Below are 20,215 nucleotides of genomic sequence, written 5' to 3' on the forward strand. Positions count from 1 at the left end.
TGCGAGATTGTAGAAACAGGGAATGAAAGCTGGAGAATCAAAACCAGAAATTCACACAAAAACTAACCGCTGGGGTGGGTCAATTTTGGACGCCGATGGTGGGTCAATTTTCAATGCCGATTGACACTGAATGTCACGTGTGGTCATGCCACGGGCATACATGGAGATGATTTTGTCATCAAAGCCGGTGAAGCGGCTTTCACCCTTGGGCAGAATGACCGGCTCAAAGCTGGCGTTACGATCGCGGGGGACGGCAACATCGAGGTTGCCGAACTCGCCCTTGACCCGTTTCTTGTAATTGCCGTTCCTGGAGTTGCCACTGTTATTGCCGGCAGGCTCATGCTTCTCATAACCGAGATGGTCTGTCAGCTCGGCTTGCATGGCTCGCTCCAGAAGCCGTTTGGTCAGTTGTTTCAGAAGCCCATTTTCACCAATCAGGTCTTCGGGCTTCTTGTAGTCTTTCATCAAGGCATCGAGCAGTTCGTCGGTAGTGGCCATCGGTTCCTCCTGTGAGGTCAGATTTCAACCGATTTTTGCCACTTACACAATCTATTTTACAGGCTCCCATCCTTGGCTGTGGCCGTTTGAGCTGATAGTTATTCTTATTTACATATTTTAAGTATACGCCCGATATTACGGCTTTACGAAAATAAAAAAGGTCCCGTTTGGGACCTTTTTTAAGTTATTCAACCTTGGTGAATTTCCCCTTTTCGCCACATTTTTCACACTTTTGCGGTTTGCAACGGCCTTCCTTGCTGAAACCACAGGCGCATTTCCAGGTTGCCATGAACTGATCCTCCTGTGTGGTTATTTGATACAGACTTTACGAACTTCCTTCAGGTCCGTCAATCCCTGGAAGCATTTCAGGATGCCGTCCTGTTTGAGGGTGGTCATGCCGTCGGCGATGGCCTGTTTGCGGATCTGTTCAATCTCGGATTTACGCTTGATCAGGGTCTTCATTTCGTCGGTGCCCTGCAGCAGTTCGTGGATACCCAAACGACCCTTGTAGCCAGAATCACCGCATTTGGGACAGCCCACCGCTTTCCAGAGCTTTATTTCGGCAGGGTTGATGCCGGTTTTTTTGAAGGCCTCTACGCCATATTCCAGGATGATCTCTTCCAATTCTGGGCGTTCCGGTTGGTACTGTTGCTTGCATTCGCACAGCCGGCGGCAGAGCCGTTGGGCCAGAATGCAGAGGATGGCGTCGGAGAAGGAGAAGGGGTCCAGCTCCATATCCAGCAGACGGGTTACCGTCTCAGGGGCCGAGTTGGTATGCAGGGTGGAAAAGACCAGGTGGCCGGTGAGGGATGATTCGACACCGATCTCGGCGGTTTCCTGGTCGCGCATCTCGCCAACCATGATCACATCCGGGTCGGCCCGCAGGAAGGAACGCAACGCAGCGGCAAAGGTAAAGCCGATTTTGGGATGGACCTGTACCTGGCGCAGACCGCGCTGGGTGATCTCCACCGGGTCCTCGGCGGTCCAGATCTTGGTCTCCGGGGTGTTAATCACCGATATGGCCGAATGCAGGGTGGTGGTCTTGCCGGATCCGGTGGGGCCCACCACCAGCACCAGGCCGTAGGGCTGGTTGATGCAGTGCCGCAGTACCGTGCTGTTACGTTCGGTCAGCCCCAGCTTATCGTAGGGCAGAGCCGCTTCGCCGGAGGCCAGCACCCGCATGACCACATCCTCCAGCTGGCCGGCGGTGGGCACGGTGGCTACCCGCAGTTCCACATCCAGCGGTCCGAATTTCTTGAAGTCTATCTTGCCGTCCTGGGGTTTGCGGCGTTCGGAGATGTCCAGTCCGCACATGATCTTGATGCGCGAGGGAATGGCGTATTTGTACTTGTAGGGGATGCGCTGGTAGACCTTGCAGCGGCCGTCCACACGGGTGCGGACGATGACATCCTCCTTGCCGGGGTAGGGCTCGATATGGATGTCGGAGACCTTGTTTTGGACCGCTTCGATGATGATCTTGTTGACCAGCTGTACGATCACACTGTCCTGTTCCGAAACCTTGGATGATTCCAGTTCGATCTCCGGCTCATCGTTGGTATCCAGCTTGTTGATCAGCTCATCAATGCTGCCGCCGGCTGCCAGGGCTGCACCCTTGTTGTAAAAGAGACCGATGAAGCTCTGGATGTCGTCTCGGAAGGCCCCGACATAGCTGATCCGCTTGTATTCAGGGTAGATAAACTTGATCATGTCCTGGCGGTTGAGGTCAGTGGGGTCGTCCATGATGATCGACAGCACGCCGTTTTCCACCTTGTAGGGTACCCACCATTCCTTCATCAAGCGATCCGGTCTGACCCGCTTCAGCAGGTCTTCGCTCATGGGGGGGATGGCAGGTTCGTACTGGATGAATTCGGTGCCGAAGAACAACGACAGAGCCTTGGCCATCTCTTCACGAGGTACGCCGCATTCGCGCATCAGGACACTATCCAGCCCAAATTTGGCTACATCGGGATGGCTGGATGCCTTTTCAATCACCTTGTCGTCCAACAGGTTTTTATCCAGCAGATAGTGATAGCGGCTACGCTGGCGAATGATCTTGGTGGTGACCTGCAGGCGATAGATGTTGTGAATGGCGATGGAGAGCGAGGTGGCCAGTTCCATGGCATAACTGATGGCGGTCTCATCGAAGGGGGTATTGTCACCTTTGTTGATGATCTGAATCACGCCGATCAGGGTGCGCTGGAACTTCATCGGCACACACAGTACCTGCTTGGTGGTAAAGCCGGATTTCTGGTCCCATGATTTATCGAACTTGAGGTTTGAGCTGATCATCAGCAGTTCATGATCGCTATAGGCGTCCTTTATGTTCAGGATGGTGCCGCTCAGGGCGCAGAAACCGGCCAGGCTGGTGTCGGCGATCGGCACCACGATCTGGGTGATCTCGGTGCCGGAGAGTACTTTCGAGATCAGCAGGTTGCGTTTTGCGTCGGCCAGGTAGATAGTGATCCGCTGGGCGTTGAACAGGGCCGCGATGCTGTCCTTGATGTGCAGCAGGATGGTGTTGAGGTTGTCGGCGGAGTGGATCTCGTTAATCTTTTCCATCAGCCGCTTGCGATACTCAAGCTGTTGTCTCAGGAGTTTTGCATCGGCTGCACTTAACGGTGTTTCCATAGTCTTTTGTCCCTGTCTGGTCAGGATGCGTTGCCGGAATAGGGTAAACGATAGCAGATAACGGCCAATCTACAAGGGATTAAATCTGTTTCATTTCGGCTCTCTTTGTTTGACTCAATCATGAATGCTGGTACAATTCAACAACTGAAAAGGTCCTGCAGATTCAGCTTCCACCAGGAGGTATGCCCATGAAGAAACTATTTTGTTGCCTGCTGGCCGGTTTGTTCCTGATTCCGGCCTGGTTGCACGCCGCCCAGGTGGGAAGCGTTACCGGACTGTCTGGTCAAGCACAGGTGCGCGCCAAAGAGGGGCTAGCGTATGTAACGCTTGCCAAGGGTGCGGCGATCAGCGAAGGAGCCTGGATCAAAACCGGCGACAAGGGCTGGGTGGAGCTGACCCTTGCCGATAAAAGCACCTTTACCCTGTCCAATAATACCGAATTTCAGGTGACGAGCTTTCTGCTGGGCAAGCAGAAGCGTGAAGGTGTGTTCAACCTGGCTCAGGGTAAGCTGCGGGCCTCGGTGGTCAAGTTTAGCGGTCGTCAGAGCGGTATGACCGTCAAGAGTGGCACTGCCGTGGCTGGCATCAAGGGAACCGAATTTCTGATGCTCTCCCAGGGGCAGGCCAACGTCTTTTTCGGCAATGAAGGCAAGGTGGGGGTGGCAGGTGAACCTCAGAGGCAGCAGCAACTGTTGATCCCTGGCACCATGACCCAGAACACCCGTGGTATTACTCCTCTGGAGCCACTCAAGGTGGAACCCGGCACGCCACTGGCTGAGGCCAAAGATGTCTTTGAGCAGGTCACCGCAGCGGTGCCGCCGGCTGCGTGGACCGATTCGGGCAAGATTGCCGACATCATCGCCCGCTGGAACATCAACTACGGTCATTATCTGGCCGACAGCGGCAAGTATCAGGAGGCGCTGCACGTCTTTCAGATTGCGCTGGACCTGACCAGAGTAGCAGAGGTAAGGGCTGACGCCCATCTTGAGCGGGGAGCGGTCTATGCCCGTTTCCTGTCAAACCCTGAACTGGCGTTGGCAGCCTATCTGCTGGTGCTGGAAGAGTACTCCACGCTGCCCCAGGCAGAAACGGCCCTGTTCAGTGCCGCTCAGACCTTGGTGGAACTGGGGTTTGCTGATCAAGCCAAACTGCGTTTCAACCAGTACCTGCAGCAGTATCCGCAGGGAAAACATCGCAGCAATGCTGAAACCTTACTGCAGAGCCTGACGAACTAAAGGCTGTTTGTGAAAAAACGCCTGATTTTCATTCTCTTTGGCCTGATTGCGGCGGCGGTTGCCTTTGGCGCCTACCGTTACGCCCCACCAGCACTGCAGCAGTTGGATTACCGGCTGAAGGACGCCCGTTTCAGGGTGCGTGGACCAATCACCCCCAACAAGCAGGTGGTGGTGGTGGCTATTGACCACAAGAGCATCAAGGAGATCGGCCGCTGGCCCTGGTCACGCGAGGTCACGGCCCACTTGATTGAGCAGTTGGCCCAGTACGGCGCCAAGGTCACGGCTCTGGATATCGTCTTTTCCGAACAGCAGGATCGTGCCCGCGATGCTGCACTGTCTGCTGCGGTGGCCACTGCCGGCAATGTGGTGCTGGGCTATTTCTTCAGGGATGAAGAGCAGCCGATCGAACCGATCTCCCTGCTGCAGCTTGAATCAGCCAAGGTCAAGCTGGTACGGGTGGCTGATGGCGTGACATCGATACCCTTGAACGAATACCGTTCGGTGGATACCAATCTCGCGCTGATCGGCAAGGGGGGGCGCGACTTCGGTTTTTTTAATGCCCGACCTGACGGTGATGGCCTGTATCGACGTTCGTTACTGCTGCTGTTGTATAACGGTGATATCTACCCCTCATTGGCCATGAAGGCCTTACAGCACTACCTGAGCCAGGAGATTATGCTGGATATTCAGCCCTGGGGGGTGGATGCCATCCAGTTGGGCGAACTGCGTGTGCCAAGTCGTGAAGATGGTACCATGGCGCTCAACTATTATGGACCGTCCGGTTCATTCCAAACCATTTCAGCCAGCGATGTTATTAAAAAACGCCTGCCGCCAGATGCGCTGAAAGGTGCCATCGTCTTTGTGGGGGCAACCGAGATCGGCATCTTCGATATTAGGCCGACCCCTTTCGACGCGACCCAGCCAGGGGTGGAGCTGCATGCCACAGTAGCGGCCAACGCCCTGGACGGTCGTTTTTTACGTCACGATGGCAGCACACAGACGCTGGAGTTGATCAGCCTGCTGGCTCTTCCGTTGTTACTGGGCGTCGGGTTGGCGTTTGTGCCGGGCACTCTGGCTGGATTGCTCGTCTTTGGCGGTATGGCCCTGCTTTTTTGGATCGTCAATTACCTCTCCTTCGCACAGGGCCTGCGGGACATGACCCTCTTGTATCCCCTGCTGGGGCTTGGTCTGACGTACCTGGGAAGCGAGGCCTGGCGTAATCTGGTGGTGGAACGGAAGGGGCGTCAGCTAAAAAAGGCTTTTTCCAATTACGTTTCTCCCGACCTGGTCAAGCAGATTGAAAAGAACCCTGATAAACTGGTGCTGGGGGGCGAGCAACGCGAGCTGTCGATTCTGTTTTCCGATATTCGCGGCTTTACAACGGTCTCTGAAGATCTTACGCCGCCTGAATTGGTGGCGCTGCTTAATGAGTATCTCTCTCCCATGACCCGTATTGTGTTGGAGGAACGGGGAACTCTGGACAAGTTTATTGGCGATGCGGTCATGGCCATTTTCAATGCCCCACTGGATGTCCCCCAGCATGCGCTGCACGCCTGTCGTGCTGCGGTGCGCATGTTGGAAGAGCTGCAACGCCTGAATGAAGGTTTTGTCAGTCGGGGGATGCATACCCTCGATATCGGTATCGGCATCAATACCGGACCGGCGGTGGTGGGCAATATGGGGGCCGATATCCGGTTCGACTACACCGCCATTGGCGATTCGGTCAATCTGGCCTCCCGCCTGGAGGGGCTCAACAAGTTGTACGGCTCCCACATTCTGGTCAGTGAAGATACCAGGCAGCAGGTGCCGTCCGATGTGTTTACCTTTCGTGAGGTCGATCGGGTGCGGGTCAAGGGCAAACACAAACCGGTCGTACTGTTTGAGTTGATGGTAACCAAACACGAACTGCTGCCCCGTTTTGAGCAGGCCCTTGAGCAGTATCGTGCCCAAGCGTTTGAGGCAGCACAGCGTGCGTTTGATGAACTCGCGCAACAGTATGACGACGGTCCCTCACGGCTGTACAGCAGCCGGTGCAGCGAATACTTGCAAACACCCCCGCCAGATGGGTGGGATGGTATCTATACGGCCAAGAGTAAATAACGTATGCCTGAATTACCTGAAGTGGAAAGTGTTCGGCGACTGCTCACTGAGGGTAGGCCGTCGTTGATAGGGACAACCGTCGACCGGGTCGAGGTGCTGAGAGACAACGTCATCGGCGGCCATCTTTTGGCAGAGCAATTTTGTCAAGATGTACAAGACTCGGTTTTTCATGAGATTATTCGGCATGGCAAGTATCTTTTCTTCCGGTTGCACAGTGCACGTGCTACAAACAACCTCTGGATGACGGTGCATCTGCGGATGACCGGCCGATTGTTTCTGGTGTCTGATCGTGCCTCAAAGACAATGTATACCCGGCTTGTAGTGCATCTGCAGCAAGGATTGGCTCTACGCTTTGACGATCCCCGCGCCTTTGGCAGGGTCTGGCTGGTGGAAGATCCGGCTGAGGTAATAGCAGGCTTGGGGCCTGACGCACTGACGGTTGATGAGGATACGTTTTTGCGGCGGCTGGATCACCATCGGCGGCAGCTGAAACCGCTGTTACTGGATCAGTCTTTTGTGGCTGGTATCGGTAATATCTATGCGGATGAAAGCCTGTTTCGCGCCGGCATCCATCCGCTTAAGACGGTGGCTGACCTCACAGTATCGCAACGGAAAGTGCTCTACCGGGCGGTACATGATGTCATGCATGAAGCTGTGGCATGCAAAGGCGCAAATATAGATGGTGTTTTTGAGGCAGGCTGCTTTCCTGTAGCCGTTTATGGGCGTGCCGGATTGCCCTGCAGGACCTGCAGCACCGCTCTTGTAAAGTTGCGGGTTGCCCAACGGGGGACACATCTTTGTCCGCAGTGTCAACCCATTGAAAAGGTGAAATCTTTGGCAGGGGGACAGGTGTGAAGGATACGTATCAACTGGTTACACAGGTTAACGGCAAGGAAGATACTGCCGATATCCTTTCCATGTTGCAAAAGATCAAGGACGGGATTCTTAAAAACGACCTGAGGCTTTTGAACTATTACCATGAGGTGCCGGTCAGCTATGGCGTTACCATTGACAACATTGAGGGAGATGCGGTTGAGTTTACGGTACACCAGGCACAGGCTGCAGTGCTGGGGTTGCAGAAGCAGACCTTGATGAAGAGCTCCCATTTTTCTAACGGTTTGGGAGTACACTGTTTTGTTGAGTACATCAACGTGCGAAACCGGCTGGCAGTATTGGGGCGTTTTGCCTATGCCACTATCAAGGCGGATCGTCGCAATGCAGTCCGGGTGTACGCCGGGGCGCCATCGATTGCAACGCATTTTCAGGCAGAAGGACAATGTGTAGCTGGTGAGTTAAAGGATATTTCGGTCACTGGTATGGCGGTGATCAGTTCCTCAGAGCGGCCCAGTGGACTGTCAGAAGAGGGGACGCTGAAGCTTAACTTGATGGGGCATGCCATGACGGTGAAGGCCGCCATGGTGCGTTCTGTCGCTGTTGAGGGCGGTCATCTCCACACCTTCAGGATTGAACTGGATGCCAAGATGGAGGAAGTGGTTTCACAGTTTATCTACAGTCGCCAGGTTGAGATTATCCGTGAGTTGAAGGAACATATCGACTAACTGCAGGTAGTTTCGCAACCACCATGATAGTAATGGTGAGGAGGACGGATGAGACTGCGCGTGTTGGGTTGTGCCGGTGCCGAGTTCCCAGACTTCAGGCCACCCGCCTTTTTGGTTGATGATGGCCTGCTGCTCGATGCAGGCACCATTGGTGCGGTGCTGACAGAAGAAGAGCAGTGGCAGATACGGGCAATTTTTATTACCCATGCCCACCTTGATCATATCAGAGGCATTCCCGCCCTGGCAGACAATATCCTGATCAGGAGCCTGCGTCATCTGGTGACGGTCTATGCCACTGAGCCGGTAGTTGCGGCAATGCGCACACACCTGCTGAACGGCACGATCTGGCCAGACTTTACGATGCTACCCTCTCAGCACGATCCGGTGCTGCAGTATGATGTTGTTACCCCGGGTCGTCCATTGACACTTGGCGGCCCTGATCTTTCTCGGCGATCGAGCGACGGCTATACGATCACTGCTGTCGAGGTTGATCACACCGTGCCGGCTGTAGGGTATTGCGTTGAAAAAAATGGTGTGCGCCTGGTGTATACCGGCGATACAGGGCCCACTGATGCCATCTGGCAGTATGCCAACGGTGCAGATGCAGTTATTGTTGAAGTATCGTTCCCTAATGCCATGGAATCATTGGCCACTATAACCAAACATCTCTGCTGCTCCCAGCTTGAGCGAGAGTTGGCCAAGATGGCGGTGTTGCCTAAAAGAATCCTGATCACCCATCCCAAGCCTCAGTATTACGAACAGATCAAGCATGAGATCGGGGCTATCGGTATCAGGCAGATGGAGTTGTTGCGTGACGGCGCAGTCTATGAATTGTAGCTGGTGTTCAGACCCCGCCCGACGCTTGGGTGGCTGGGTCTTGCTACGCTTGCGTTTTCTTGCTGAAGCAAGCGGCCTGGTGGGGCAGGCAGCGCGGGACATCACCAGTTCGCCGTCACTGGAGAATAGCGCTATCCGTTCTGTGCTGCTGAAGCAGGTCTATTTCACCGGCTATGAGGCATGGAAAATCATCATGCTGGTGGCACTGATCCTGGGGACGGTGATTGTCAGCCAGGTGGTTGGGCTGGTGGGAGGCGGCAGTGGTTCATTAACCGGCAAGGTGCTGGTCTGGGTGGTATTTCGTGAGCTGGGACCGTTACTGACCGCCTTGATTGTTATTGCGCGGAGCGGCACGGCCATCGCCGCTGAACTCGGCACTATGAAGATCAACGGCGAGCTTGATGCTTTGGAATTGATGGGCATCCCTTACGAGCGATACCTGATCCTGCCGCGGATTGTCGGCGTGACTGCCGCAGTTGCCGTGCTCACGGCGTATTTCGTGCTGACCGCATTTGTCGGTGGCTTCCTGATCGCTTCAGTTGCACACCACATTCCCTATGACCAGTTTGTGCAAGGTGTTGTGTCTTCGCTTGGCCCTTGGGAAATAGTTGTTTTGGCTATCAAAACGGTATGCTTTGGTCTGACTATTCCGGTCGTTTGCTGTCATGCAGGACTATCGGTCGGGACAAGTGCAACAGAGATTCCCCAGGCTGCCACCAGGGCGGTTATCACCAGTCTGTTTGGCATTGTGTTGTTGGATGGCCTGATCACCAGTATTGCAACTATGCTGGTTCAAGCCTGATTCTCCTTGCCTTGATGTCTATGCTGGGGTATTTTTTGTAAAATTCATGCTGTGGCAGATCAGTTTATGAAGGAGCGTCTTTATATGGGTAAGGAGCCAGGTAGCACCAAGTTTCAGGTTGATTTTCGTCGTCACCTGCGCCAGCAAAACATCAGTGATAATCTGGTGCATCTTTTGTGTGAGATAGCCGAAGCCAGCAAATATGTCATTAACGCTGTGCGGACCGGTGACCTTGGAGTGGCCGGTACTTCAAACCTGTATGGTGAGGAACAGCTGGCACTTGATGTGCTTTCTGACCGAATCCTCCGTAAGCGTTTAATGCACTCTGGTGTGGTTTGTAACATAGCCTCGGAGGAGATGGATGAGATTTTTCAGGTCACCAGCAACCCTCAGGGAATGTTCTCAGTGGCCTACGATCCGCTGGATGGCTCTTCGCTGGTTGATGTAAACTTGGCGGTTGGTACTATCGTCGGTATTTATCAGGGGGATAACCTGCTGCAACCGGGGCGTACCATGGTCGGTGCGATGTATATCCTGTACGGACCGCGTGTTTCCATGGTCTATTCGGTTGGCAAGGGTGTCTATGAGTTCACCATGAACCACTTGATGGAGTATACGCTCACCCGTGAAAACGTGCAGATGAAGCCGTTTGGCGACATTTATTCGCCAGGGGGGCTGCGGAAAAAGTATACGCCGGAGAATGAAGCCTACATTCGTTATCTGGAGGATAAAGGGGCTAAATTACGTTACTCAGGCGGTTTTGTGCCCGATATTAATCAGGTGCTGATGAAGGGCAAAGGCATATTTATGTATCCTGCCCTGAATGATGCCCCTAATGGCAAGCTTCGTCTGCTGTTTGAGTTGAATCCAATGGCCTATCTGATAGAACAAGCCGGAGGGGCAGCCACGAACGGCTGTGTGCCGATCCTGGATCTGCAACCTGAAGGTCTTGATCAGCGTGCCCCGGTCTATATCGGTTGCACTGAAGATGTGGCCAAGGTCACAGATTTTCTCAACGGGGCCTGTGCGTGATAAAGCTTGAAGAGCAGACCGCTACTAAACCGGATGTCGAGGAGCCGCCTCGACGTCTGTGCAGCGAGATTCAATTGTTTGACCTCTGCGATTTAACACGGTGCAGTTTCAAGGAGGGGCGTTTTTGCACCCATGCCGACCTGTTGGCCCGTTTTGAGGCGTTGGCAGAACCTGATGATCGACCTGCACAGCGTTATGATGACGATGACGACGATGATGAAGACGAACAGTACCCCGAAGAACAGGAGGAAGATGATGATGGCTACAGCGTCTTCGATGATGAAGATGGCCTGGAACGGCCTGAGGATGAATGGTAACAGACGGTAGTATTAGCTGATTTAACCACTATTCTGGGGAGGTTGTTACATGCTGCAAAACATGAAGATAGGTACCAAGTTGACGGCTGGTTTTTTGTTTGTCGCTTTGGTGGCCCTTGTCATTGGATTGGGTGGCTATGTCAATCTTCACCGTATTGATAGCGGAAGTGTGAGAATTTACACGCAGGTCGCCCAGCCTCTGGGAGATTTAACGCTGCTTTCTGCAGAATTTCAGCGGGTGCGCGTCAACTCGCACAAGATGCTGTCAATAGACGATATTGACGAACATGATTTGATGGTCGATCGCTCCAATGAGTTGATCGACATCATCACAAAACGCTCTCTGGCTTATGAAAAAACCCTGATTAATGCAGAGGATAAAAAACTCTTTGCCAACTTTAACAAGGCGTTGAACGAGTATAAGACACAGCTCACGACGTTCAACAAATTGATCATGGAGAGTAACAAGGCTGCAGCCAATGAGCTCATCGTTGATGAGTACGATTATGCCGCCCGTGAGTTGCAGGTGGCCATTGAGAAGCTGGTCGAGACCAAGATGGCGCAGGGTAAACAGGTGTCTGGCAATAATAATACGTTGGCCAGAAACGCCAGCATATTCATGGTAGCCCTGGCGCTTGGCGGTTCGGTATTGGCATTTCTGCTGGGCATGTTTCTGTCACGCATGATTACCCGCCCGTTGGCTGCATTGGCCGATGATGCGCAGCAGATCGCTTCAGGCGACCTGACCGTGCAGATACAAAGCAGATCCAAGGACGAGATCGGAGTGTTGGCTACTTCTTTCAATTCGATGGCCGACAGCTTGCGTGGTGCCATTCGACAAGTATCTGATACCTCTTCCTTGCTTACCTCTGCTGCCAATGAACTGCTCGCCACCTCAGAATCGATCTCCAGCGGGGCTGATTCTGTTGCCAGTCAGGCACAGACGGTAGCCACCGCTGGTGAAGAGATGGCGGCTACCTCCAATGATATTGCTAACAATTGCCAGTCAGCTGCAGCTGGTGCGTTGGATGCCTCCACCAGTGCCAGTGACGGATCGGTGGTGGTTGACAAAACAGTGCAGGCCATGGGACAGATCGCCCGTCGTGTGAAAGAGACTGCAGACACGGTTGCCCGCCTTGGTCAACGATCTGATCAGATTGGGCAGATCGTTGGCACCATCGAGGATATCGCTGATCAAACCAACTTGCTGGCCTTGAATGCTGCCATTGAAGCCGCACGTGCCGGTGAACAGGGCAGGGGGTTTGCCGTTGTGGCTGATGAAGTGCGTGCATTGGCTGAGCGTACCACCCGTGCCACGAAAGAGATCAGTGACATGATCCGCTCCATTCAGGCCGAAACCAGATCGGCTGTCACGGTGATGGAAGAGGGGGTACATGAGGTCGCGCAGGGGACTGATGAGGCTGCCAAATCAGGTGTGGCTTTGCAGACCATTATGGAGCTGGTTAACAATGTTTCAATGCAGATCAGTCAGGTGGCTACCGCAGCAGAAGAACAAACAGCCACCACCAACGAGATCAGCCAAAACATGCTGCAGATAACCGATGTGGTGCAGCAGACGGCACAAGGCGCAAAGCAGTCTGAGGCAGCAGCTGCAGAACTCAGCAAGTTGGCCGCTGATCTGGAGGCCTTGGTTCATCGCTTTAAGCTGTAACTGGCTAGCTCTATATTTGCTGTATCCAGCTAAAGAGGCAGGAGCACAAATGCTCCTGCCTCTTTGCCGTTATATTTGTACGTTGTTGCCGGATTGTACAGATCAGATGTCTGGCCAGTTGTTATGATGGCGGTCACTAGGCATGTCAGCAAGATATGCAGACCGGTATGCTTCTCCAGATTTGTAGGCGGTACTTACCTGCGGATTAAAAGGCAAGCTACAGCTTGAAAACTGGCACTGGCTTGATGGATGGTTGGACGTGTTGTTGCTGTGAATAGCCCATAATCGGTAGATGGCAGATGCTAAGAAAGCGGGGGAGTGCGCATTTAACGCACTCCCCCGCTTATTGGGTTGTAGGTAGGCGGGCTGTTAGAAGCTAGCGCAGCAGTTTAAACAGATAGGCAAAGGTGCCTGCCACCGAAAGACTGGTAAGTACGTTGAAGGTTTTGAATAACCAGCGTGCCAGCTGAACCTTGGCCATATGGAGTTGTATATCGGTACTTTCGCCAGTGAACTCTATGATGTCAAGCCAGGGCTTGTCCCACTGGTAGATCATCATATAAAGCCCGGAACCCTTCCAGATCAGCGCACAGACAAACACCACACCAAAGGCGATGATGCCGTTGACGATCGGTGAGTCTTTCATCTCGCTGTAAATCTTAACGATGTAATAGATGTTGAGGATGCACAGGAAGAACCAGATGGTATTGTTCATCATCCGGTAGTTGCGCAGAACATACAACGATGGTTTTGGGTTCAGGCTGATAACAAGGATGGCTATTGCGATAATCAAAAACGTGCCGATATAAATGGTCTTTTTAGAACCAGTGATCTCAAGGGTACGGGTGAACAGGTAGTATTCCTGGATACCGTGGCTGACCAGCAGGATAGATATGGTGCCGATCATGTAGTGAACGGCAATCATGACGGTGAAGGTCTCATGCCACGGGTTCAGCTGGTACGACTGGCTCCAGAACAGCAAGAAAAAACCGATGCCGATACTGGTCCAGATCCGAGAGTTGTTAACACTGAAATACAAGGCGATTGAAGCTGCCACCAACCAGCACAACACCGTGAACAGGCTGGTAAAGTCGATCACGACCGGGTTGTAAATCTTGGGCAGAAATGGCAACCAGGTGGTCAAGTTTTGAAAAAATCCCGTCAAGTCCATACAACGCCTCCTGTGGTGGTGGGCGAATTAGAGTTTAGCTACTTCATTCGAAATGGCAGCGTTCATTTCCTTAATCTTGTTGACACTGGCCAGCATTTTTGAGCCTCGTTCCATCGCTGCCAGAAATTCGCTCAGTGTGCCTGCATCGGACAGGGCCTTGGCACCGCCGATATTTGAGAGTTCTTTTTCGGCCAGTGCCTTGCCAAGTTTGCCTAAAAACTGGTTGGCGAATTCAATGATGGCAGTTTCGACATCACTGGCACTGGCTGCCGGGGTTGGTGTTGGAGGGGGTGTCGCGGCCTTGGGGGCAGCGGCTGGAGGGGCGGCGAAGATGTTGCCTGATGCTGCCTCCCACAGTTTGCGAATGTCAACCATGGTTGACAGATCAGAAAGCGCCTGTTCGTTTTGGAGTGCACTCAGGGAGGCTTTAGCGCCGGGCAGGCCGGCGATCTGTTGTACTTCGCCGGCTGAGGTTTCTACAGCAGTGGCGGCATTGTGGAAGAAGCCGATCGTGGCCCCGCCTTTGTAAAAAATAAGGCCGCTGCGGTCGGCAGTGAAGATCTTCAGGGTGCCGGTCATCTGCTCATTTTTGATACGGTCGAGCAGGGCCTTGAAATCAATCTGCTTAATTTCCTGGCCATCAATGACGGCAGTTCCGTTGATCATGCCCAGAAGTGCAAGCGTCATCTCCCGAGAAAAGCCATAAACGCTAAAACTGCCGCTGTTGGCCAAAACCAGCAGGTCAACCAGCGCTTGCAAGGCAGCCTGATCACGCAGTTCTTTGTTTTCCCGATGCACTAATGCGCCAACCATTTTACCGGCGTCATAGATCAGGGCGCAATCGGCGCCGGGAAAGTCGAAAACGGCGCAGCCAGTTAAGGCACCGTTTTTCAGTTTTTCCAACGCCTCTGGAAGCTGCAATTTTGCGACCGGGACATTTTCGGCCAGCGGATTTCCTTTGGGAAGAAGAAACATAATAGGTTTCCCTCTCGGTGAAATGGCGGGTGGACCCGCACCAGCGCTGTGGTAAACTGAAGCTGTTCGATTGAGTAGTACTGCTGCAACGGTCGCTATTCTAGCGCATGCCTGCCCACTGTCAAGTATTTGTACCGGTTAAGGTCTTTTTTTATGTATCTTGCGTTCGCAGGGAGCCAGTTTGATGGGACAATTGTGTGACGAACACCCACTCCTGACACTGGTAAGCGGTCTTATTACAGGCTGTCTTATTGGCATTAATTTGCAGATACAGGCACCCATGTGGTCGCTTTGGGGACTGCTTGTCTTGCTGATCGTGGCTGTTGGTGTGCGAACAAAAGCAGTTTTTGCGGTTGTGCTCTGGTTTTTTTGCGTAACCTGGGCAGTGTTTGCAGTTGAACCGTTTCACGCAAGCCGTTCTGTGGCACAAACGCTTGGCGTAGCGCCACTGGATGGGATGCAGGTGGTGGAAGGAACCGTTGTCAGGCGACCGGTGACCTTGCCACAGGGACAGCGTTTTGAACTGCACCTGGAACGGATTGTTATGGCCGGCGGTGAGATCGCGGTTGACGGACGTTTGTTGGTCACCATCGCCAAGGGTGAAGGGAGCTGGCTGAGTGGTGACCGTATCAGGTTGCGCGGTTCACTGCGCAAGCCCCGACGCCTAGGCCTGCCAGGTGAGTTCGACTACCCGCGTTATCTCAGATTGCATCGTATCGATGCGACTTTTTGGGTAGCTGATGCCAGGCAGGTGCTGCTGATGCGTGCTGCAGCCGTTTCCTCATGGCAGCGGCTGCTTGATGGCGCTGCCTATCGGTGTGATCAGCTTATCCGGAATGCCGTACCGGATCCTGACACAGCTGCCGTGGTAATGGCGCTGGTCACCGGTAGCCAGTCAGCACTTTCTCCAGAACTGAAGGCAGCCTACGCAAGGGCCGGAGTTTCACATATTCTTTCGATAAGTGGTTTTCATGTGGCGGTGATTGCCGCAACGCTGGCACAGCTGCTGCAATGGGTGGGGCTGCGTTGGCAGTGGCTGGCACTGCGTTTTAATGTAAGACAGGTGGCATTGCTGGCTACCTTGCCGGCAATGATCGGCTACCTCGTGTTTACGGGTGCTGCACCGGCAACGACCCGTTCGGTAATCATGCTGGCGGCCGTCTTGCTTGCCTTGTGGGCAGAACGGGAAAGTCAGGTGCTGGATGCCCTGCTGTTGGCTGCATTCTTGCTGTTGGTGTATGATCCAGTGGTTTTGTTTGATATTTCCTTCCAGTTGTCCTTTCTGTCGTTGTGGGGAATTGTCGTGCTGACCCCTTTGTTGGTGTATCCGTTCAAAGATCGTCTGAGCGGGTGGAGGCGACAGCTAGCTCTGTTTTTTGCAGCATCCCTGGCAGCCATACTTGCAACAGCAGTTCCGACCTTGGTGACCTTTCACCAAGCCTCCTTCACGGGTCTGCTGGCAAATCTGGTGGTGGTGCCCCTGTTGGGCTACGGCGCCGTTATTATTGGCGCTGGTGCTGCCATGTCTGCCGTTGTCGCGCCATCACTGGCCAGTGCTCTGTTTGGCCTGGCCGGCTGGCTGGTGGCGATCAGCAATCGATTTGTCGTCTGGGTTGCCGATCTGCCACTGGTCCGTTCATACGAAGCAGGATGGCCCGATCTGGTGGCGCTGGTGCTGGTTTTGTCAGTGCTGAGTTTTGTGTCCTCGGTACGGTGGCGGGGGATACTGCTTGGCAGTGTATGCGCGTTGATAATGGCGGTACATATCTGGCCTGAAAAGACATCGGATGGCCATTTGCGACTTACCTTTCTGAGTGTGGGGCAGGCTGAGGCTACCCTGTTGCAGTTTCCTGATCGCACTACCATGCTGATTGATGGCGGTGGCTATCTGCGGGAGACTGGGCTTGATTTCGGTGATCGCTACCTGGTTCCCGCGCTCCATACACTTGGTGTCAAGCGTATCGACCGCCTGATTCTCACCCATCCCCACCCCGATCATCTGGGAGGCTTGCCAGCCGTTGCTGAACAGTTTCAGATAGCTGAATTCTGGCAAGGAACGTGGAAGGTGGAGGTCGGTGGTGATGCTGACCGCCTTCAGTCAACACTGTTGCGACGTGGTGTCCCTATACGACAACTGAATCCTGGTATCTGGCGCGAATCTTTTGGAGGGTGTCAGCTGGTGATGATGGTGCCTGAGCTGGACGATGCAGCCACGGGGCGGGATAACGATGATGACAACGAGGCATCGCTGGTATTGCAGGTAACCCATGACCAGTTTACCGCACTCTTTATGGCTGATGCAGGTATTGCATCAGAACAGCGCATGCTTGAGCAGAAGGTTGTACAACCGGTCACCCTGCTGAAGGTTGGCCACCACGGCAGCCGCACTGCTACGGGAGAGGCTTTTGTGCGCACGGTTCGTCCTCATCTGGCGCTGATATCGGTCGGGGCAGGCAACCGCTTTGGTCTTCCTGCCCCAGAAACATTGGCACGGTTGCAGCGCGCGGGAGTAGAGATTTATCGCACTGATCAGCATGGTACGGTGCTTGTTGAGAGCGATGGGAAGAATTACACAGTCACCACCGGACTATGAGACTGATACACGGCGCTTTTGTTTGACAGCAGTTGTCCTGCTGGGCTACATTTTTGCGGTTTAATGATGGCTTGGTCTGCTCCTGATGAAAAATTTTGAATGGGACACCAGATGAACAGGGCACTGCTCGTCATAGATGATACCGTTTTCCAGGCTACGCTGTGTAATCTGGCCAGAGAGTCTGGTTTTGTGATTGACGTGGTCCGCTCATTGCGGGATTTACGTCATGCGTTGACTGAGCAGGTCTACCCGGTGGTGATGGTGGATTTTTCTTTGAGCGAGACGGGACTCGACGAGATGCTGCAGGTATGTCGGCACCAGGCTCAGCTTGATAGCAGCCTGCTTGTTTTGGTTGGTCCTGATGACGATGAAGCTGCTTGTGAACTGATCAAGGGCAGTGCCAGTCGTTGCCTGCCCAGGACAGCACATCCCGCACTGCTGCTGCGTGAGGTGCGGCTCAGTTTTGAGTATCAGCAGCTGAAACATGAAAATAGCGAGCTGCATGCCATGAACACTCTGCTGCAGACCAGCCAGGATCTGTCACGCTGCCTTGACCCAGCTGAGGTTTTTCAGCTGATTGCCCACGCATTGATCCGTGAAATCGGTGCGGCGCGCGCCATCGGATTTGTAAAAGATGGCGAGCAGTTTTCCGCCCTGGCCGACCAGTGTGGTGATAGCTACGTTACTCCTCTGTTGACGGAACAGATCGGTCTGTTGTTGCAGCAGCACATCCTCCATTCGTCCCGCGTGGTACGACTGGTGCTGCCCCCCGAGTTACATGGTTCCACAGCGCTTGATCTACGGGAGGCACTGGTTATTCCCCTGCTGAGTCATGGTGCCGTTCTCGGCTGCGTCGTTCTTTTCAATGATGCGGGACAGCTGTTGCCGCCCATTCAAAATGATCGCCCCATTGTCTTTCTTCAGGAACAGGGCGCACGGGCCCTGGAAAATGCCTTCAGATTTACCGCCACCAGGGATTTACTGTTTGTAGATGAACTCACCGGTCTCTTTAATTACCGTTATCTGAAAACGGCCCTGGAACGTGAAATTAAGCGGGCTGACCGCTATGCTACCCAACTGACAGTCATGTTTCTCGATCTTGATAACTTTAAAGGGGTTAATGACACCTACGGTCACATGGTGGGCAGTGGTGTGTTGCGTGAATTGGGCGCACTGCTTAAAAAAGCGGTGCGGGAAGTGGATGTGCTGATCAGGTACGGCGGCGATGAGTATACGATTCTGCTGGTTGAGTCTGGTCCTGAACAGGGGCAGCGGATTGGCGAGCGTATCAGGAAGCAGGTCGAGACCAATGTATTTATGACATCTGAAGGATACGATATCAGGCTGACTGCCAGCATCGGTTTTGCCAGCTACCCTGACGACACCACCGGCATGCAGGAGCTGCTCACTATGGCTGATCAGGCCATGTATGTTGGCAAGGCATCTGGTAAAAATTGCGTTTTTCGAGTGGCTAGCCCACTGGCCGGAGCTGGACGTCTCAACTAAGGAGCAAGCAAGGATGAGTATTACCGCTGTCAAGGGATTCAACGACATGCTGCCATCGGAAACACCGGTCTGGCAGTTTATTGAGGAGACTGCGCGCCGGGTATTTACCCGTTTTGGTTTCAGCGAGATCCGGGTGCCGGTGGTGGAAAAAACCGAACTGTTTTGTCGTTCGATTGGTGATGCCACCGATATCGTTGAAAAGGAGATGTATACCTTTTGCGATAAAGGCGGCACCAGCCTGACATTGCGACCAGAAGGCACCGCCGGTGTTATGCGTGCGCTGATTGAGCATAAGCTGTATGCCCTGGACAGCATCAGCAAATTGTACTACCTGGGACCGATGTTCCGTCATGAACGTCCCCAGAAAGGCCGATATCGCCAGTTTCACCAGATCGGCGCCGAGGTGACCGGCGCCAGCGATCCGATCGTTGATGCCCAGGTCTTGCTGATGGTCAGCCGCCTGTTTCTTGAATTGGGACTTGACGAACCCACACTGCAGGTAAACTCATTGGGCTGTCCGGCTTGCCGACCAGGCTACCGCAACGCGCTGGTGGCCTTTCTTGCCCAGCGTCAGGATGCGTTGTGTGAGGATTGCAGGCGCCGTCAGACCACGAATCCCCTGCGTGCACTGGATTGCAAGGTCCCGGGCTGTGTCGAGGCCACTGCCGGTGCGCCGGCCATGCTTGAGCATCTCTGCGGCGAGTGCAGCGACCATTTTGAGCGTGTGCAGGGTTATCTCGGCGCAGCGCAGGTCCCGTTCAGCATCAACCCCCGCATGGTGCGCGGACTGGATTATTACACCCGCACCACCTTTGAACTGGTGACCGGTCTGCTGGGATCCCAGTCAGCCGTGGCCGCCGGGGGCAGGTATGACGGTCTGGTGGCCCAACTGGGTGGACCGGCGGTGCCGGGTATCGGCTTCGCCCTGGGGGTCGAGCGGGTGGCTCTGTTGCTTGGTGACCGTTGTCCGGCTCGTAGGCCCGAGCTGTTCGTGGCGGTGGCGGGTGAGTCAGCCCGATTGCATGGTTTTCGACTGACGGCCGAATTGCAGGACCTCGGCCTGTGGGTGGAGACCGATTGTGAGGGCAAGAGCATCAAGAGCCAACTGCGGCGCGCCGACAAATTACATGCCCGCTACAGCATGGTGTTGGGTGACAATGAGCTGGCAAGCGGTCGTATCTCCCTGAAGCGGATGGAGGACGGCAGTAGCCAGGAGGTAGCCCTCGACGCAAAGGCTCTTGCAGCACACTGTGTGTAAGGACAACAGCGCAGTGCATCTGGACGGAACTG

The 20,215-nt window shown here is 54.0% G+C and carries 16 protein-coding genes and 1 pseudogene; 12 read left to right on the plus strand and 5 right to left on the minus strand.

The genetic code is table 11. The features are described from left to right. Positions 1–126: 126 nt before the first annotated feature. From RBQ93_RS06100 to RBQ93_RS06110, 3 genes and pseudogenes are all read right to left on the minus strand, one after another. Positions 127–498: pseudogene (locus tag RBQ93_RS06100) on the minus strand (transposase); the annotation flags it as partial. A gap of 184 nt (positions 499–682) precedes the next feature. Further along, positions 683–787: an RCKP-type rubredoxin-like domain-containing protein gene (locus tag RBQ93_RS06105; RefSeq protein ID WP_320371176.1), complete on the minus strand. Its 105-nt coding sequence runs from the start codon at positions 785–787 to the stop codon at positions 683–685. Between the two features lie 20 nt (positions 788–807). Continuing rightward, positions 808–3,126, minus strand: coding sequence for a GspE/PulE family protein (locus tag RBQ93_RS06110; protein ID WP_320371178.1), 2,319 nt, complete (start codon positions 3,124–3,126; stop codon positions 808–810). Between the two features lie 188 nt (positions 3,127–3,314). Here RBQ93_RS06110 and RBQ93_RS06115 point away from each other — a divergent pair, with 188 nt between their 5' ends. The 9 genes from RBQ93_RS06115 (at position 3,315) to RBQ93_RS06155 (ending at position 12,680) form a co-directional block, all read left to right on the plus strand. Further along, positions 3,315–4,361, plus strand: coding sequence for a FecR family protein (locus tag RBQ93_RS06115; protein WP_320371180.1), 1,047 nt, complete (start codon positions 3,315–3,317; stop codon positions 4,359–4,361). 9 nt (positions 4,362–4,370) lie between these two features. Further along, positions 4,371–6,461, plus strand: a complete 2,091-nt coding sequence (locus RBQ93_RS06120) for an adenylate/guanylate cyclase domain-containing protein (protein WP_320371181.1) — start codon at positions 4,371–4,373, stop codon at positions 6,459–6,461. A 3-nt stretch (positions 6,462–6,464) separates the two neighbouring features. After that, positions 6,465–7,316, plus strand: coding sequence for a DNA-formamidopyrimidine glycosylase (gene mutM, locus RBQ93_RS06125; protein WP_320371182.1), 852 nt, complete (start codon positions 6,465–6,467; stop codon positions 7,314–7,316). Continuing rightward, positions 7,313–8,020 (plus strand): PilZ domain-containing protein, encoded by a 708-nt coding sequence (locus RBQ93_RS06130; RefSeq protein WP_320371183.1) that lies wholly within the window; start codon positions 7,313–7,315, stop codon positions 8,018–8,020. Before mutM ends, RBQ93_RS06130 begins: the two co-directional genes overlap by 4 nt. A gap of 48 nt (positions 8,021–8,068) precedes the next feature. Then, entirely contained in the window at positions 8,069–8,857 is a 789-nt protein-coding gene (locus RBQ93_RS06135) for a 3',5'-cyclic-nucleotide phosphodiesterase (RefSeq protein ID WP_320371185.1), read from the plus strand. Positions 8,858–8,906: 49 nt separating this feature from the next. Then, positions 8,907–9,659 carry an ABC transporter permease gene (locus RBQ93_RS06140; protein ID WP_320371187.1) on the plus strand — a complete coding sequence of 251 codons (753 nt, stop codon included), beginning with the start codon at positions 8,907–8,909 and terminating at the stop codon, positions 9,657–9,659. Positions 9,660–9,743: 84 nt separating this feature from the next. After that, on the plus strand, positions 9,744–10,691 hold the full coding sequence (locus RBQ93_RS06145; protein ID WP_320371188.1) for a class 1 fructose-bisphosphatase: 948 nt from the start codon (positions 9,744–9,746) through the stop codon (positions 10,689–10,691). Further along, on the plus strand, positions 10,688–11,008 hold the full coding sequence (locus RBQ93_RS06150) for a hypothetical protein (RefSeq protein WP_320371189.1): 321 nt from the start codon (positions 10,688–10,690) through the stop codon (positions 11,006–11,008). Before RBQ93_RS06145 ends, RBQ93_RS06150 begins: the two co-directional genes overlap by 4 nt. A gap of 49 nt (positions 11,009–11,057) precedes the next feature. Continuing rightward, positions 11,058–12,680 carry a methyl-accepting chemotaxis protein gene (locus tag RBQ93_RS06155; protein WP_320371190.1) on the plus strand — a complete coding sequence of 541 codons (1,623 nt, stop codon included), beginning with the start codon at positions 11,058–11,060 and terminating at the stop codon, positions 12,678–12,680. A 376-nt stretch (positions 12,681–13,056) separates the two neighbouring features. Here RBQ93_RS06155 and RBQ93_RS06160 read toward each other — a convergent pair whose 3' ends face one another. Further along, positions 13,057–13,851 (minus strand): hypothetical protein, encoded by a 795-nt coding sequence (locus RBQ93_RS06160; RefSeq protein ID WP_320371191.1) that lies wholly within the window; start codon positions 13,849–13,851, stop codon positions 13,057–13,059. 27 nt (positions 13,852–13,878) lie between these two features. Next, on the minus strand, positions 13,879–14,826 hold the full coding sequence (locus RBQ93_RS06165) for a GTPase-activating protein (RefSeq protein ID WP_320371192.1): 948 nt from the start codon (positions 14,824–14,826) through the stop codon (positions 13,879–13,881). 280 nt (positions 14,827–15,106) lie between these two features. On the opposite strand from RBQ93_RS06165, the gene RBQ93_RS06170 reads away from it, so the two are divergent. The 3 genes from RBQ93_RS06170 (at position 15,107) to hisS (ending at position 20,183) form a co-directional block, all read left to right on the plus strand. After that, positions 15,107–17,419 (plus strand): DNA internalization-related competence protein ComEC/Rec2, encoded by a 2,313-nt coding sequence (locus RBQ93_RS06170; protein WP_320371193.1) that lies wholly within the window; start codon positions 15,107–15,109, stop codon positions 17,417–17,419. 111 nt (positions 17,420–17,530) lie between these two features. Next, the gene (locus RBQ93_RS06175; protein ID WP_320371195.1) at positions 17,531–18,925 is read left to right on the plus strand and encodes a diguanylate cyclase; all 1,395 of its coding nucleotides are present in this window, start codon (positions 17,531–17,533) and stop codon (positions 18,923–18,925) included. Between the two features lie 13 nt (positions 18,926–18,938). Continuing rightward, positions 18,939–20,183 (plus strand): histidine--tRNA ligase, encoded by a 1,245-nt coding sequence (hisS, locus tag RBQ93_RS06180; RefSeq protein WP_320371197.1) that lies wholly within the window; start codon positions 18,939–18,941, stop codon positions 20,181–20,183. The last annotated feature ends 32 nt before the right edge of the window (positions 20,184–20,215 follow it).

Origin of the sequence: Trichlorobacter sp. (genome assembly GCF_034008105.1) — a bacterium.
Classification (GTDB): domain Bacteria; phylum Desulfobacterota; class Desulfuromonadia; order Geobacterales; family Pseudopelobacteraceae; genus Trichlorobacter.

Bases quoted from the DNA above. Each gene is read 5' to 3' on its own strand.
- RBQ93_RS06105 (WP_320371176.1), bottom strand. From the start codon at position 787: ATGGCAACCTGGAAATGCGCCTGTGGTTTCAGCAAGGAAGGCCGTTGC.
- RBQ93_RS06110 (WP_320371178.1), bottom strand. From the start codon at position 3,126: ATGGAAACACCGTTAAGTGCAGCCGATGCAAAACTCCTGAGACAACAG.
- RBQ93_RS06115 (WP_320371180.1), top strand. From the start codon at position 3,315: ATGAAGAAACTATTTTGTTGCCTGCTGGCCGGTTTGTTCCTGATTCCG.
- mutM (WP_320371182.1), top strand. From the start codon at position 6,465: ATGCCTGAATTACCTGAAGTGGAAAGTGTTCGGCGACTGCTCACTGAG.
- RBQ93_RS06135 (WP_320371185.1), top strand. From the start codon at position 8,069: ATGAGACTGCGCGTGTTGGGTTGTGCCGGTGCCGAGTTCCCAGACTTC.
- RBQ93_RS06145 (WP_320371188.1), top strand. From the start codon at position 9,744: ATGGGTAAGGAGCCAGGTAGCACCAAGTTTCAGGTTGATTTTCGTCGT.
- RBQ93_RS06155 (WP_320371190.1), top strand. From the start codon at position 11,058: ATGCTGCAAAACATGAAGATAGGTACCAAGTTGACGGCTGGTTTTTTG.
- RBQ93_RS06160 (WP_320371191.1), bottom strand. From the start codon at position 13,851: ATGGACTTGACGGGATTTTTTCAAAACTTGACCACCTGGTTGCCATTT.
- RBQ93_RS06165 (WP_320371192.1), bottom strand. From the start codon at position 14,826: ATGTTTCTTCTTCCCAAAGGAAATCCGCTGGCCGAAAATGTCCCGGTC.
- RBQ93_RS06170 (WP_320371193.1), top strand. From the start codon at position 15,107: ATGTGGTCGCTTTGGGGACTGCTTGTCTTGCTGATCGTGGCTGTTGGT.
- RBQ93_RS06175 (WP_320371195.1), top strand. From the start codon at position 17,531: ATGAACAGGGCACTGCTCGTCATAGATGATACCGTTTTCCAGGCTACG.
- hisS (WP_320371197.1), top strand. From the start codon at position 18,939: ATGAGTATTACCGCTGTCAAGGGATTCAACGACATGCTGCCATCGGAA.